This is a genomic window from Photobacterium sp. SKA34 (assembly GCF_000153325.1).
Taxonomy (GTDB): Bacteria; Pseudomonadota; Gammaproteobacteria; order Enterobacterales; family Vibrionaceae; genus Photobacterium.
In genome coordinates this window covers 363,934-376,998 of the sequence record NZ_CH724144.1, presented here as the reverse complement: position 1 = coordinate 376,998, position 13,065 = coordinate 363,934, and the positions used below count along the sequence as shown (strand labels likewise).

15 protein-coding genes and 1 riboswitch are annotated in these 13,065 nt (G+C 40.0%); of the genes, 5 read left to right on the top strand and 10 right to left on the bottom strand.

The window, feature by feature from the left end:
* The first annotated feature begins 4 nt into the window (after positions 1-4).
* Positions 5-1,093, top strand: a complete 1,089-nt coding sequence (rnd, locus tag SKA34_RS18055) for a ribonuclease D (protein ID WP_083784425.1) — start codon at positions 5-7, stop codon at positions 1,091-1,093.
* Between the two features lie 56 nt (positions 1,094-1,149).
* Here the strand turns inward: rnd and minE are convergent, their stop codons facing one another.
* From minE to minC, 3 genes are read right to left on the bottom strand one after another with little or no spacing between them, the layout of a single operon-like run.
* The gene (gene minE, locus SKA34_RS18050) at positions 1,150-1,413 is read right to left on the bottom strand and encodes a cell division topological specificity factor MinE (protein WP_005370595.1); all 264 of its coding nucleotides are present in this window, start codon (positions 1,411-1,413) and stop codon (positions 1,150-1,152) included.
* A gap of 6 nt (positions 1,414-1,419) precedes the next feature.
* The gene (minD, locus tag SKA34_RS18045; protein WP_006646961.1) at positions 1,420-2,232 is read right to left on the bottom strand and encodes a septum site-determining protein MinD; all 813 of its coding nucleotides are present in this window, start codon (positions 2,230-2,232) and stop codon (positions 1,420-1,422) included.
* Between the two features lie 24 nt (positions 2,233-2,256).
* On the bottom strand, positions 2,257-2,961 hold the full coding sequence (minC, locus tag SKA34_RS18040) for a septum site-determining protein MinC (RefSeq protein WP_198138505.1): 705 nt from the start codon (positions 2,959-2,961) through the stop codon (positions 2,257-2,259).
* A gap of 220 nt (positions 2,962-3,181) precedes the next feature.
* Here minC and SKA34_RS18035 point away from each other — a divergent pair, with 220 nt between their 5' ends.
* Both SKA34_RS18035 and SKA34_RS18030 read left to right on the top strand, forming a co-directional pair.
* Positions 3,182-3,460, top strand: coding sequence for a YcgL domain-containing protein (locus SKA34_RS18035; RefSeq protein WP_006646959.1), 279 nt, complete (start codon positions 3,182-3,184; stop codon positions 3,458-3,460).
* A gap of 7 nt (positions 3,461-3,467) precedes the next feature.
* Positions 3,468-4,436 (top strand): lytic transglycosylase domain-containing protein, encoded by a 969-nt coding sequence (locus SKA34_RS18030; protein WP_006646958.1) that lies wholly within the window; start codon positions 3,468-3,470, stop codon positions 4,434-4,436.
* A 231-nt stretch (positions 4,437-4,667) separates the two neighbouring features.
* Here SKA34_RS18030 and SKA34_RS18025 read toward each other — a convergent pair whose 3' ends face one another.
* On the bottom strand, positions 4,668-5,063 hold the full coding sequence (locus tag SKA34_RS18025) for an H-NS family nucleoid-associated regulatory protein (protein WP_006646957.1): 396 nt from the start codon (positions 5,061-5,063) through the stop codon (positions 4,668-4,670).
* Positions 5,064-5,422: 359 nt separating this feature from the next.
* A riboswitch (Lysine riboswitch) is annotated at positions 5,423-5,603 on the top strand.
* 85 nt (positions 5,604-5,688) lie between these two features.
* Here SKA34_RS18025 and SKA34_RS18020 point away from each other — a divergent pair.
* Positions 5,689-7,287, top strand: a complete 1,599-nt coding sequence (locus SKA34_RS18020) for a Na+/H+ antiporter NhaC family protein (RefSeq protein ID WP_006646956.1) — start codon at positions 5,689-5,691, stop codon at positions 7,285-7,287.
* Between the two features lie 161 nt (positions 7,288-7,448).
* Positions 7,449-8,027, top strand: coding sequence for a thymidine kinase (locus tag SKA34_RS18015; RefSeq protein ID WP_006646955.1), 579 nt, complete (start codon positions 7,449-7,451; stop codon positions 8,025-8,027).
* A gap of 98 nt (positions 8,028-8,125) precedes the next feature.
* Here SKA34_RS18015 and hisIE read toward each other — a convergent pair whose 3' ends face one another.
* The 6 genes from hisIE to hisC are packed head-to-tail and all read right to left on the bottom strand — an operon-like array spanning position 8,126 to position 13,059.
* On the bottom strand, positions 8,126-8,749 hold the full coding sequence (gene hisIE / locus SKA34_RS18010; RefSeq protein WP_006646954.1) for a bifunctional phosphoribosyl-AMP cyclohydrolase/phosphoribosyl-ATP diphosphatase HisIE: 624 nt from the start codon (positions 8,747-8,749) through the stop codon (positions 8,126-8,128).
* Positions 8,746-9,519, bottom strand: a complete 774-nt coding sequence (gene hisF / locus SKA34_RS18005; RefSeq protein WP_006646953.1) for an imidazole glycerol phosphate synthase subunit HisF — start codon at positions 9,517-9,519, stop codon at positions 8,746-8,748. The genes hisIE and hisF overlap by 4 nt, the downstream gene beginning before the upstream one ends.
* A 10-nt stretch (positions 9,520-9,529) precedes the next feature.
* On the bottom strand, positions 9,530-10,264 hold the full coding sequence (gene hisA / locus SKA34_RS18000; RefSeq protein ID WP_006646952.1) for a 1-(5-phosphoribosyl)-5-[(5-phosphoribosylamino)methylideneamino]imidazole-4-carboxamide isomerase: 735 nt from the start codon (positions 10,262-10,264) through the stop codon (positions 9,530-9,532).
* Positions 10,265-10,283: 19 nt separating this feature from the next.
* Complete coding sequence (gene hisH / locus SKA34_RS17995) at positions 10,284-10,931, bottom strand: imidazole glycerol phosphate synthase subunit HisH (RefSeq protein WP_006646951.1); 648 nt, start codon at positions 10,929-10,931, stop codon at positions 10,284-10,286.
* The gene (gene hisB, locus SKA34_RS17990) at positions 10,931-12,001 is read right to left on the bottom strand and encodes a bifunctional histidinol-phosphatase/imidazoleglycerol-phosphate dehydratase HisB (RefSeq protein WP_006646950.1); all 1,071 of its coding nucleotides are present in this window, start codon (positions 11,999-12,001) and stop codon (positions 10,931-10,933) included. The genes hisH and hisB overlap by 1 nt, the downstream gene beginning before the upstream one ends.
* 11 nt (positions 12,002-12,012) lie before the next feature.
* Positions 12,013-13,059: a histidinol-phosphate transaminase gene (gene hisC / locus SKA34_RS17985; RefSeq protein ID WP_039860885.1), complete on the bottom strand. Its 1,047-nt coding sequence runs from the start codon at positions 13,057-13,059 to the stop codon at positions 12,013-12,015.
* Between the last annotated feature and the right edge of the window lie 6 nt (positions 13,060-13,065).

Genomic DNA, 13,065 nt, shown 5'->3' with positions numbered 1-13,065 from the left:
AGAACTGCGTTGTGAATCCGCTAGAGCGCACTCTGCTGTCATGCTAGATACGGAATTTGTCCGTACTCGCACGTTATACCCGCGTTTAGGTTTGATTCAATTATTCGATGGTGAGCAGTTATCGTTAATTGATCCAATTGAAGTAGAAGACATGGAACCATTGTGGGCACTGCTGCGAGATCAATCGGTGATTAAAGTGCTTCACGCCTGTGGTGAAGATCTAGAAGTGTTTCAGCATCATGCTGGCTGCTTACCGACGCCAATGTTTGACACTCAATTAATGGCAGCCTTCCTTGGACATGGCATTTCAACAGGTTTTGGCGCATTAGTGAAAGAATACGTTGGTGTTGAACTTGATAAAGGTGAAGCGCGAACGAATTGGCTCGCACGTCCTTTAACCGCAAAGCAACTTGATTATGCTGCTGCAGATGTTTATTACTTAAAGCCGTTGTTTGAAACCTTATTAGCTAAGGTAGAAAAACGAGGTTACATGGAAGCACTACAACAAGAATGCCAATCTGTCATGCAACGTCGTATCAAGCCCGTTGATCCAGAAAAAGCATATCTTGATATTAAAAACGCATGGCAGTTAACCCCACAGCAACTCTCGGTTTTGCAAAAAGTTGCAGCGTGGCGAGTACGTGAAGCTCAGAAGCGTGATATCGCATTAAATTTCATTGTCAAAGAATTACATTTGTGGAAATTAGCGCGTTTTAATATCAAATCACGAGCAGGGCTTGAGAAAGAAGATTTTGAGCCAATGGAAATCCAACGTCACGGTAACCGTTTATTGAAAATGGTACATGATTGCGATCGCATTGCAGCGCAAGATTATCCCGCAAAAATAGAGCGATTAGTTGATTTCCCTCACTACAAGCAGATGGTAAAACATATCAAAGACGTAGTAACCGATGTTGAAAAAGAGACCGGCTTAGCGCCTGAGTTCTTAGCTTCTAAAAAGCAGATCCACCAAGTATTATCTTGGGCATGGAAATATCAACGTCAAGATGAAAAACGACCTGAGATGTTGAAAAACTGGCGTCGTGATTTATTTGAACAACGTGTATTAACGCTATTAGACGAAAAAGCATAATTGTTTATTAGCATGCACTGGAAAAGAAAAAACCCGCTATTGCGGGTTTTTCTTTATTAACGTTCTTCGTCTGGTAACGTCACGTTAAGTTCGAGTACTGATAAATCTTCTTCTTTATGATCAAGGTTTACAGATACTTGATTTGGGTCGATTTGAACGTACTTACTGATCACATCTAAAATATCTTGCTTTAATTGAGGCAAGTAGGCTGGAGCCGGTTGTCCAGCACTACGACGTTCAGCGACGATAATTTGTAGTCTTTCCTTCGCTACGTTCGCCGTTTTCGTCTTTTTCGGGCGGAAAAACTCGAGCAGTGCCATATAAAGTTAGCCTCTAAATAAGCGTTTTAGGAAGCCTTTCTTCTCTTCCTCTAAGAATTTAAACGGGCGTTCCTCACCCAATAAACGAGCAACAGTATCTTCATAAGCAATACCTGCGTCAGATTCATTATCGAAAATAACGGGTTCGCCCTTATTAGACGCGTTTAGCACTGCTTGGCTTTCAGGAATAACACCTAAAAGAGGGATATGCAAAATTTCTTCAACATCTTGAACGCTTAGCATTTCACCTTGTGTTACACGTGTCGGGTTATAGCGTGTTAGTAGCAAGTGTTGTTTAACTGCGTCTTTGCCTTGCTCTGCACGGCGTGACTTAGAATCTAGAATACCTAGGATACGGTCAGAGTCACGAACAGAAGATACTTCAGGGTTAGTTGTTACAATAGCTTCATCAGCAAAGTAAAGCGCCATTAAAGCACCGGTTTCAATACCTGCTGGAGAGTCACAGATAATGAAATCAAAATTCATTTTATCCAAGTCATTAAACACACGCTCAACGCCTTCACGAGAGAGTGCGTCTTTATCACGAGTCTGAGATGCAGGTAAAACAAAAAGGTTGTTAACACGCTTATCTTTAATTAATGCTTGGTTCAGATTCGCTTCGCCGTTGATAACGTTTACGAAGTCATAAACGACGCGTCGCTCACAACCCATAATGAGATCAAGGTTACGTAGACCAATATCAAAATCAATAACCGCCGTTTTTTTACCGCATAAAGCTAGACCAGACGCAATGGCTGCGCTTGAAGTTGTTTTACCAACGCCGCCTTTACCTGAAGTAACAACGATAATTCGTGCCATTTACTAAATTCCTTATTAAAACTTTTATAAAGCAAGGTGCTCGATGTTAAGCGTATTATCAGTAATTGAAATTACAACACCCTTGCCCCAGAACTCATCCTGAATGTTATCACTTAGCCAGTAGTTTCCTGCAACTGATATTAGTTCAGATTGCAAGTTCTGACAGAAAATTGTCGCTTCTTGGTCTCCGTTCGCTCCAGCTAATGCTCGACCACGTAACGTACCGTAAATATGAATACAACCATCAGCAATAATTTCAGCACCCGCACTTACATGGTTGAGAATAATAAGATCACGATTTTTAGCATAAATCTGCTGACCAGAACGAACAGGAGTGCGAATGATAAGTGCGGATTCTCGGCCTTGCACTTGCTGAGAAGAGGGCTCTGCTTCAATAGATTCTGCTGTTGTTTTTTCTTTCACCGTGCGTGCGGCATTCATAATAGCAAATCCAGCAGATTTTGCTTGATTTTGTAACGCTTGTTCTTTACAACCGCTGATACCTACAGGGATCATGCCCGCGTCGACAATTGCTACTTTTAATTGCTCAAAATTAATATCTTTGCCTGCATTAGAGATATCGATAACAACGGGAGCTGATGCAAAGAAATTAGGTGCGAGTTCAATTTTTTCTTTTAGGTGATTGGTCGCTTTTTTGATATCACCATCAATTAAATGAAGTGCAGAGAGCGTAAATGAGCTCCCTTTAAGTTCAGTTGTCTTGGTCATGGCATTATTATGGTTAATATTTAAATTAACCATTCTTGTTGATTATCACAAAGGTACTAACATGGTATATTCCCTAGCAGTAAGGGGCAAGTTATCCTTGCTTTGACTTTGGAAATTCAGACAAAAGTCTCATCCTGTATGGTGAAAAATAAAACAATAGGGAATGATACGTTAAAATAGCTGTCTGAAAGAATAAGCTTTAACAAATAGGTGAATTGAAATGTTGTGTGCAATCTATAAAAGCTTAAAAAAAGATAACACATATTTATATGTAAATAAGAAAGATGATTTCTCCGATGTGCCTGAAGTATTAATGAATACATTTGGTAAACCGCAATTTGTTATGGTGATAAAGTTAGAAGATAGAAAATTAGCCTTGGCCGATGTTGAAAAAGTAAAAGAAGCATTAAATACTGTTGGCTTCTATCTTCAGGTTCCACCGCCAGTAACAAATTTATTGGATCAATATAAAGCCGAAAAAGCCGGCAGAGCTAATTAAGGTTATTATGCATAAGCGTTTTATATCGGCCGTTGTGGCCTTAGGATTAGGGATTTCCTCAACAGCTTATGCTGCTGATGAAGGGTTTAACGCATATATAAATAAACTAAAAGCAGAAGCGCGCAGTAATGGTATTTCTGAGCCTATTCTCGATTCTGCTTTTAAAGGCATTACATTTACTCATCGTGCAGTAAAAGCGGATAAAAACCAACCTGAGAAAAAATTAACATTAGATCAATATATTCCACGGGCTGTCACTGATTGGAAAGTCAAACAAGCACGTCGTTTATATCAAGAGAATAAAACAACGTTAGATCGTATTGGTAAAGAATACGGCGTACAGCCACGTTTTATTGTCGCGTTGTGGGGTGTTGAAAGTAACTTTGGCAAATTACAAGGTAATTATCATGTTGTTGAAGCATTAACCACGTTAGCTTATGAAGGCCGTCGTGAAGCTTTATTTCGAAAACAAGTGATGGCAGCATTACAAATCCTTCAAGAAGGTCATATTACAATTGATGAGATGAAAGGATCATGGGCAGGGGCGATGGGTCAATGTCAATTTATGCCAACATCTTATTTAACCTTTGCCGTCGATGGAAATAATGACGGTAGAGCGGATATTTGGAACACTAAAGCGGATGTTTTTGCATCTGCAGCAAATTACCTAAAAAAATCAGGTTGGAACGACAAATATACTTGGGGACGTCAAGTTAAGATCCCATCATCATTATCGGCTGATTTAAAAGGTACGGGTGTAGAAAAAACCAAAACACTAGCGCAATGGCAAACACTGGGTGTTCGTACTATGAGTGGTGGGAATTTACCAAAAGAAGACATTGATGCGTGGTTAATTCAACCTGATGATGAACATGGGCGTACTTACCTTGTTTATGGTAATTACCAAACATTAATGAAATGGAACCGTTCTCACTATTTTGCATTAGCTGTCAGTCACCTCGCTGATCGTATTTAATAGCTCTAACCAATAATAGATTAGGTTATCTGCATTGAAAGTCAGGCCCTGTTGCCTGGCTTTTTTATTTAAGGATGTTTTATCTATATTTAAAAATTAATAAAGATTTGCTTAGATATACCTATAAGCAATGTTAAAATTTATTTTTTAGATTGATGTCTGTAATTTTTGGTTTATGAAAGTATAAAAAAAGCCCAACTAAGTTGAGCTTTTTAAATATATGGCAGTAAATTAGATTTCAAATTCTTCTAAAGATTTACCATTTTCAAGTGCTAGCTTAAGCGCGCTTGGTGTACGGCCTTGGCCTGTCCACGTTTTTTCTTCACCGTTTTCATCGATGAATTTATATTTAGCTGGACGTGCAGCGCGTTTTGCTTTTGGTGCTTTTGAAAGGCTTGCTAACAATTCTTCAGGGTCGATACCATCAGCTAATAGCATTTCACGATATTGAGCTAATTTTTCATTACGCTCATTTTCTTTTGCTTGTTCTTCTTCTTCAGCTTCAGCACGTTCTTGAACAACGGTAGTTAATTTCTCTAAAGCTTCTTCTAGTTGCTCTAAAGTATATTCACGAGAAAGCGCACGAAGACTACGAAGGTTTAAAAGTGCTTTCATTGCATCAGACATTTTATATTTCCTGTTATTTTTAACTAACTGTAAATAATAATAGCAGTGTCGAATCATTTATTACAATAGTAATGCTTTTATTCTTTATGTCAAAACACTTTAAACATTCTTTATTCTTTATTGTTAATAAATCCGACATTCGTATTTTTATAAAAATACGAATGTCGGATTTATGCTTAATAGATGTTTACATAGTTACAAAATGAAACATATCTGCTCATAGGTTCATACTATTTAATGAATGAAGCTATACAGAGATAAAATTTATTTATAAAACAGTGTCATTTGATGTGTTGTTAAATGTTTCACGTGATGTTGTTGCAAATAATGAAACATGACGTAGAATAATCGCAACCTTGATGTAAGGTAGAGGCGCATTATTTATTAGTAATTAACAAGAGGGTGAAACCAATGACGGTTAATGAAAGGAGCTAATGCCGAAGAAAAAGTGACGTCAAATCCTTTTTCTGGGGTTGTATTGAATAAGTGCAACACTGCCATAGTATATAATCATATTCACTATGGAGCGCTACTGTGAAAGAGAAGAGCTAAGATGTTCTTCAAATATGGTTAACAACCATGTAATCCAGTAGATCTCCAACCTAATTCGGTTGTCTTTGAGATCATGAATTTAGTAGATTACTCCCATTCATTAGTATCCATTATTCCTCCTATTGTTGCATTAGGGTTAGCGATACTTTCTCGGCGTGTGTTAGTTTCTCTTGGTGCGGGTATCGTATTAGGAGCACTTTATTTAAATGATTTTTCATTTAATCATTCAGCTTCTTATTTAGGAGACACAATACAAAACTTATTCATATCTGATGGTGGTATTAACACCTGGAATATGAGTATTGTTTTATTCCTCATTATATTAGGCATGACGACAGCATTGTTAACATTGTCTGGTGGTACTCGTGCATTTGCTGCATGGGCACAAACAAAAATTAAAACGAAAAGGGGGGCGAAACTGCTTGCCGCCTTTTTAGGTGTGTTTATTTTTGTTGATGATTACTTTAATAGTTTAGCGGTGGGTTCTATCGCTCGTCCTGTTACGGACCGCTATTACGTTTCGCGTTCTAAATTGGCTTATATATTGGATTCAACAGCCGCTCCAATGTGCGTACTAATGCCTGCATCGAGTTGGGGAGCGTATATAATTACATTAATTGGCGGTATTTTAGTTACTCATGAGGTAACAGAATATACACCTTTAAGTGCCTTTTTGACGCTAGCGCCAATGAATTTCTATGCTATTTTTGCCTTAGCTATGGTTTTTGTTGTGTCTTGGTTCCAATGGGACATTGGACCAATGAAAAAACATGAGATGGCTGCAATGCACTGTCGTGGATTTGATGAAGGCAGTGATGTTGATGAACAAGCAAAAGATTTAACGGACGAATTAGAAATTGTTGAAAGTACGAAAGGTAAAGTTGGCGATTTAATTTGGCCGATTATTATTTTAATATTTGCCACGTTCTTTTTTATGATTTTTACAGGCTACCAAACATTAGCAGCAGACGGTAAACCTTTTGCTCTGTTAGGTGCGTTTGAAAATACCGATGTGGGTAAGTCACTTTGCCTTGGTGGTTTATTTGGCTTAGTTGCCGCGATTATTCCAGTCATTCGACAGCGTATTGCATTTAATGAAGTTATTCGTACGTTATGGATTGGTGCTAAATCCATGTTTGGTGCGATTTTAATTTTATTATTTGCTTGGAGTATTGGTAGCGTTATTGGTGATATGAAAACGGGTCAATATTTATCAACGCTCGTACAAGGGAATATTAACCCTATGCTATTACCGATGATCTTATTTTTATTATCAGGAGTGATGGCATTTTCTACAGGTACTTCATGGGGTACGTTTGGCATTATGTTACCTATCGCTGGTGATTTAGCTGGGGCGACCGATATTACGTTGATGCTACCAATGTTAGCGGGTGTATTAGCAGGCTCTGTATTTGGTGATCACTGTTCACCGATTTCAGATACCACGATATTGTCTTCAACGGGGGCACGTTGTCATCATATTGATCATGTCGCCACGCAACTTCCTTACGCGGTTTCTGTCGCTTTTGTCTCTACCATTGGTTTTCTTGTGCTAGGTATGACTGATTCATTACCCGTAGCCTTCATCGCGGCTATAATTACTTTTATTATGGTTTGTATATTGTTTGCTTGGTTATCACGACGAACTTATATCCTAACAGTAAAAAGCTGATTTTATCTCTGTTCTCTGAAGCCCATACACTTTTAATAAAAAGGGTATGGGTTTTTTTGTAACTAATGTGTACTTGTTAAGTCTATCACTTTTCATTGTGAGTGAATTTCTGTAGCATCGGCGCAGTTTTTTTAAACCAATCGTATTACTAGGGAATCCTCATGGCCCAAATGTATTTCTATTACTCTGCTATGAATGCAGGGAAATCGACCACATTATTGCAATCCTCATTTAATTATCGCGAAAGAGGAATGACCCCCGTTATTTTTACTGCTGCGATTGATGATCGTTTTGGTGTGGGTAAAGTCAGCTCTCGCATTGGTTTAGAAGAAGAGGCTGAGTTATTTAATGCAGAAGATGATTTATTCGAACGATTAAAAGCGTTATCGGATAAAGGCAAAATTGATTGCGTATTAATTGATGAATGCCAGTTTTTATCTAAAGCGCAGGTTTATCAATTAACCGAAGTGGTCGATAAACTCGATATTCCAGTGTTGTGTTATGGGTTAAGAACGGATTTTTTAGCTGAGCTATTTGAAGGTAGTCGTTACCTATTATCGTGGGCTGATAAACTTGTTGAATTAAAAACAATTTGTCATTGTGGTCGAAAAGCGAACATGGTGATCCGTCAAGATGAAACGGGTCGTGCTATTGCTGATGGTGAACAAGTTGAAATTGGTGGCAATGCTCGTTACGTATCGGTATGTCGATTACATTACAAAGAGGCATTAGGCCGTTAATTTTGTAACTTGTCTATAGTGTTTTTTCATTATATGTTTACATAAAAAAGCCAGTTAAATTTTAACTGGCTTTTGTTTTATTGGGACTAATAAAAATATTATTTCTTATTATGACGCTCTTGTAGTTTGTCAGTGATATCAGACAGTGATAGATCTTGATCTTGAAGCAGTACAAGCAGGTGATAGATCAAATCCGCTGACTCACACACTAATTCCGCTTTGTCACCCGACGTTGCCGCAAGCGCGACTTCAACGCCTTCTTCGCCCACTTTTTGCGATATACGCTTGGTGCCACGGGCGTAGAGGCTAGCTGTATAGGAAGACTCAGGATCTGCACCTTTACGGCTAGCCAAGAGCTGTTCAAGTTGATGAAGGAAAACCAGTGACGGTGGCTGTACACCGCTTTCATCAGAATCAAAACAGGTGGTCGTGTTTAAGTGGCAAGTTGGACCAATCGGATCTACTTGAACTAATAAGGTGTCTTGGTCACAATCAAGCTGAATACTTTTGAGTTGCAGTACGTTGCCTGATGTCTCACCTTTCGTCCACAGGCGCTCTTTGGTACGAGACCAGAAAGTGACTTGTTTAGTATCAAGTGTCTTTTGAAGAGCATCTTCGTTCATGTAGCCAAGCATTAGAACTTGACCACTGGCATTATCTTGAACAATAGCAGGGATCAGTCCGGCTACTTTTTCCCAATTGATTTTGGTTAATAAACTCATAGTCGGATCTCCACATTTTGCGTTTTCAGAAATTGCTTTAAATCACCAATGTTAATGATTTGTTTATGGAAAACAGAGGCAGCTAAGGCGCCGTCTACATTCGCAAGCTTAAAGGCATCGCTAAAGTGCTGCATTTCACCCGCACCACCAGAAGCAATTAAAGGTACGTTACACACACTGCGTACTATGTTGAGTTGCTCTAAGTCGTAACCATTACGCACGCCATCTTGGTTCATCATGTTCAGTACGATTTCACCAGCGCCACGACGTTGAACTTCTTCAACCCAATCACGTGTTTGCCATTGGGTAGCTTTGGTACGCTTTTCATCACCAGTAAATTGGTATACCTGATATTGACCTGTTTCAGCGTCAAAATAGGAATCAATACCGACAACGATACATTGCACACCGAACTTATCAGCTAATGTGGAGATTAATGTTGGATCTGCCAGAGCTGGAGAATTGATAGAGACTTTATCTGCACCAAATTGAAGAATACGGCTTGCATCGTCAGCAGACTTAATACCACCGGCTACACAAAATGGAATATCAATTACTTCTGCAACGCGAGATACCCAGCTTTTATCAACAACACGACCGTCACTTGATGCAGTAATATCGTAGAAAACCAGTTCATCTGCGCCTTCTTCAGCGTAACGTTTTGCCAGTGGTACAATGTCGCCAATGATTTCGTGGTTACGAAATTGGACGCCTTTTACAACCTGACCATCACGTACGTCTAAACAAGGAATAATACGTTTAGCTAACATTGTGGTCTCCTTAATTGTTCCAGCATGTAAAGGCTTGCTCGGCAGTAAACTTACCGTCGAGTAGGGCACGACCGACAATAACGCCAGCTACGCCGGAGCCTTTTAACGCTGCAATATCATCAAGCGAGCCAATGCCGCCAGATGATTGAAATTGTACTTGCGGGTATTGACGACAAAGATCGATATACAACTCTACATTAGAGCCTGCCAATGTGCCATCACGAGAAATGTCAGTACACAAAACGTGTTTTAAACCCACTTTTAAGAAATCTTCTAATAGCGCCTCAATAGTAACGCCTGAATCTTCTTGCCAACCAGAAACAGCAACAATGCGGTTACCATTGTCATCAATATTAATATCCAGTGCCAATACAATGTGTTCAGCACCGTATTTTTCCATCCAACCTTTTACCATCTCTGGTTGTTTAACGGCGGTTGAACCTATCACTACGCGTTTAGCACCTGCGTTAAGCAGATCTGCGACGTCTTGTTCGGTGCGTACGCCACCACCAATTTGTACATTTGCTAGTGTGCTTTTGAGTAGTTTTTCAATAAGGGATAACTGACGGGCTTGCGTATCTTTTGCGCCCGTTAAATCAACCAAGTGGAGCCAGTTAGCGCCTGCTTGGTGGTAAAGATTAAATTGCTCTGCGGGATCGACTTTGTATTCTGTTACTTGACCATAGTCGCCTTGGAATAAACGAACGACTTGGCCTTCAATCAGATCTAATGCAGGAATAATCATAACAAGTCCTTTGTTATCGTTATAGTTCGAGGAAGTTTTGAATTAATTTCGCGCCAGCTTTACTTGAACGCTCTGGGTGAAATTGCACCCCGTAGTAATTGCCGCTTTGCACTGCAGCGGTAAAGCTTTGGCCATATTGGGCGTTGGCGATAGTTTTGCCACCTTGTTGCGCGGTATTATCAAATACAGGCATGGCGTAACTATGAACGAAATAAAAATAGCTTCCCGCAGGAATGCCATTAAATAGTGGGTGATTATCTTCCGGTGTAATAGTGTTCCAGCCCATATGTGGCAGCGGTAAACCCTCTGCTTGGATTTTCTCTACAGAAGCATCACACAAATCTAGACAGGGAATAATTTCACTGCCATTTAGCCCATGCTCTTGCGACGCTTTACCAAGTAATTGCATACCTAAACAGATCCCCAACAACGGTTTAGTCACTTGTTTTACTAAGTTAACTAAATCACGCTGTTGTAGGTTCTGCATTGCTTCACTGGCTGTACCGACCCCCGGAAGAAAAAGTTTATCGGCAGCAAGTACAACTTCTGGATCTTTGCTGACTTCCACTTGATAGCCAAGACGTTCAATAGCAAAGCGAACAGAAGAGACATTGGCACAGCCTGTATCAATAATGACGACGCGCTGTTGAGTATTGATTGCGGTCATTACAACACTCCTTTACTGCTTGGTAGCTCGTTACCTTCTACTTTAATCGCTTGGCGTAATGTGCGCCCGAAAGCTTTAAATAGGCTTTCAACAATGTGGTGATCGTTATTACCTGTTGATGATAAGTGCAGAGTACAAGCGAGCGTATCAGTTAAAGAGCGGAAGAAGTGCGGCACCATTTCCGTTGATAGGTCACCTACTTGATCACGACTAAATTGTGCATCAAATTTCAAATATGGACGACCAGATAGATCTAATGCGCATTGTGCTAAACACTCATCCATCGGTAGGCTAAAACCAAAGCGGCCAATTCCACGTTTATCACCTAAGGCTTTTTTCAATGCTTCGCCTAAGGCAAGTGCGGCATCTTCAACACTGTGGTGATCATCGATGTGTAAATCACCATCAACGGTTAAGGTCATTTGGAAACCACCGTGCGTGGCGATTTGATCTAGCATGTGATCAAAAAAACCAAGGCCAGTTGAAATCGTATTACCGCCCGTTTGATCTAAATTCACTTTAACACGAATGTCAGTTTCTTTGGTGGTTCTTACAACTTCAGCAATACGAGGTTGGGTGGTTAAATCAGTTAAGATCTGCATCCAATTCATGGTTTCAGGGTTGTACTGAATACCACGAATCGCCATGTTTTCAGCCAGTTGTAGATCAGTAATCCGATCGCCAATGACTGCTGATGTTTCAAAATCTACACGACCTTGCTGGAGGTACTCTTTGACCAGCCCAAGCTTAGGCTTACGACAACTACAACCTTCGTTATCAAAATGAGGACAAATCAGCACATCGCTAAATACAACACCTTGTGATTCGAAGATTTCCATCATCATATTATGTGGTGCGTCGAAATCTGCCTGTGGGTAGCTATCTGTACCTAAACCATCTTGGTTTGTCACCATCACTAGTTTGTAGCCTGCGTTTTGCAAAGCAAGTAGGGCAGGAATGACATTTGGTTCAAATTTAAGTTTGTCTAAACGGTCTACTTGAAAGTCTACTGGCGGCTCAACAATTAAGGTGCCGTCACGGTCAATAAATAAAATCTTTTCCTTGCTCACAATCAATGTCCTTATTGTTGTTCTAATTGGCTACGAATAAAGGCGAGAGTCTTCTCACACTCATCACGGTTACCTACACTGATTCGAATACAGTTTTCAATCGGAGAGCGGCGTAAAATAATGCCGTTATCCCATAATGCTTTAAAGAGTTGATCTGCATTAGGGAATTTAATCAGTAGGTAATTACCGTAGCCATCAAATACGGTTACGCCATCTAACATGCTTAAACCCGCTTGTAAGTAAGCGCGGTTAGCACTGATATCAAGCACTTGAAATTTTGTACGTGCACGACCTGCTTCTGATAGGGCTTGGACTGCAATTTCAGTGACAGGTACAGGTACTGGGTATGGTGCAATCACTTTAAGCAAAACATCAATGATGTCGCTATTGGCAATGGTAAAGCCACAGCGTAACCCCGCTAGTGCAAACGCTTTTGAGAGGGTGCGTAAAATGACCAAATTAGGGTAGCTTGACAGTAAATCACTGGCACTTTCTTCTAAGCAGAAATCGATATAGGCTTCATCAACCACGACTAGAGATGAGTTTACTGTCATATCGAGCAGGGCTTTAATGTCTTTACGTGCTAACAAGTTACCTGTTGGGTTATTCGGGCTACAGACGAAAACAATTTTTACACCATCGAGGTTTTGTGAAATAGCCTCTAAATCTAATTGCCACTTGTTTGTAAGCGGAACAACTTTCGCATTGACATCGTAAGTTTCAGCACTGATCGCGTACATACCGTATGTTGGCGGACAATATAAAATACTGTCCTGGTTTGGCTCACAAAAAGCGCGGATCAGAAGCTCAATACCTTCATCTGCACCACGTGAGGTTAACACTTGCTCAGGTTTTACCTTGGCATAGTCTGCGTAGGCATTGATTAATGCTGGTGGCTGACATTCACTGTAACGGTTTAGTCTTGCAAGGTTAATACTGTACTCGTTATCAAATGGGGATTCATTAGCGTTTAACCAAATATCCCCACTGCCACCAAGTCGACGGGCTGATTGATAAGGGGTTAATTCACGTACTGTTTTACGTGCTAGTCTTGCCATCGTCAT

Coding starts and splice junctions, on each gene's coding strand:
- minE (WP_005370595.1), bottom strand. CDS start 1,413: ATGGCACTGCTCGAGTTTTTCCGCCCGAAAAAGACGAAAACGGCGAAC.
- minD (WP_006646961.1), bottom strand. CDS start 2,232: ATGGCACGAATTATCGTTGTTACTTCAGGTAAAGGCGGCGTTGGTAAA.
- minC (WP_198138505.1), bottom strand. CDS start 2,961: ATGACCAAGACAACTGAACTTAAAGGGAGCTCATTTACGCTCTCTGCA.
- SKA34_RS18035 (WP_006646959.1), top strand. CDS start 3,182: ATGTTGTGTGCAATCTATAAAAGCTTAAAAAAAGATAACACATATTTA.
- SKA34_RS18030 (WP_006646958.1), top strand. CDS start 3,468: ATGCATAAGCGTTTTATATCGGCCGTTGTGGCCTTAGGATTAGGGATT.
- SKA34_RS18025 (WP_006646957.1), bottom strand. CDS start 5,063: ATGTCTGATGCAATGAAAGCACTTTTAAACCTTCGTAGTCTTCGTGCG.
- SKA34_RS18020 (WP_006646956.1), top strand. CDS start 5,689: ATGAATTTAGTAGATTACTCCCATTCATTAGTATCCATTATTCCTCCT.
- SKA34_RS18015 (WP_006646955.1), top strand. CDS start 7,449: ATGGCCCAAATGTATTTCTATTACTCTGCTATGAATGCAGGGAAATCG.
- hisIE (WP_006646954.1), bottom strand. CDS start 8,749: ATGAGTTTATTAACCAAAATCAATTGGGAAAAAGTAGCCGGACTGATC.
- hisF (WP_006646953.1), bottom strand. CDS start 9,519: ATGTTAGCTAAACGTATTATTCCTTGTTTAGACGTACGTGATGGTCAG.
- hisA (WP_006646952.1), bottom strand. CDS start 10,264: ATGATTATTCCTGCATTAGATCTGATTGAAGGCCAAGTCGTTCGTTTA.
- hisH (WP_006646951.1), bottom strand. CDS start 10,931: ATGACCGCAATCAATACTCAACAGCGCGTCGTCATTATTGATACAGGC.
- hisC (WP_039860885.1), bottom strand. CDS start 13,059: ATGGCAAGACTAGCACGTAAAACAGTACGTGAATTAACCCCTTATCAA.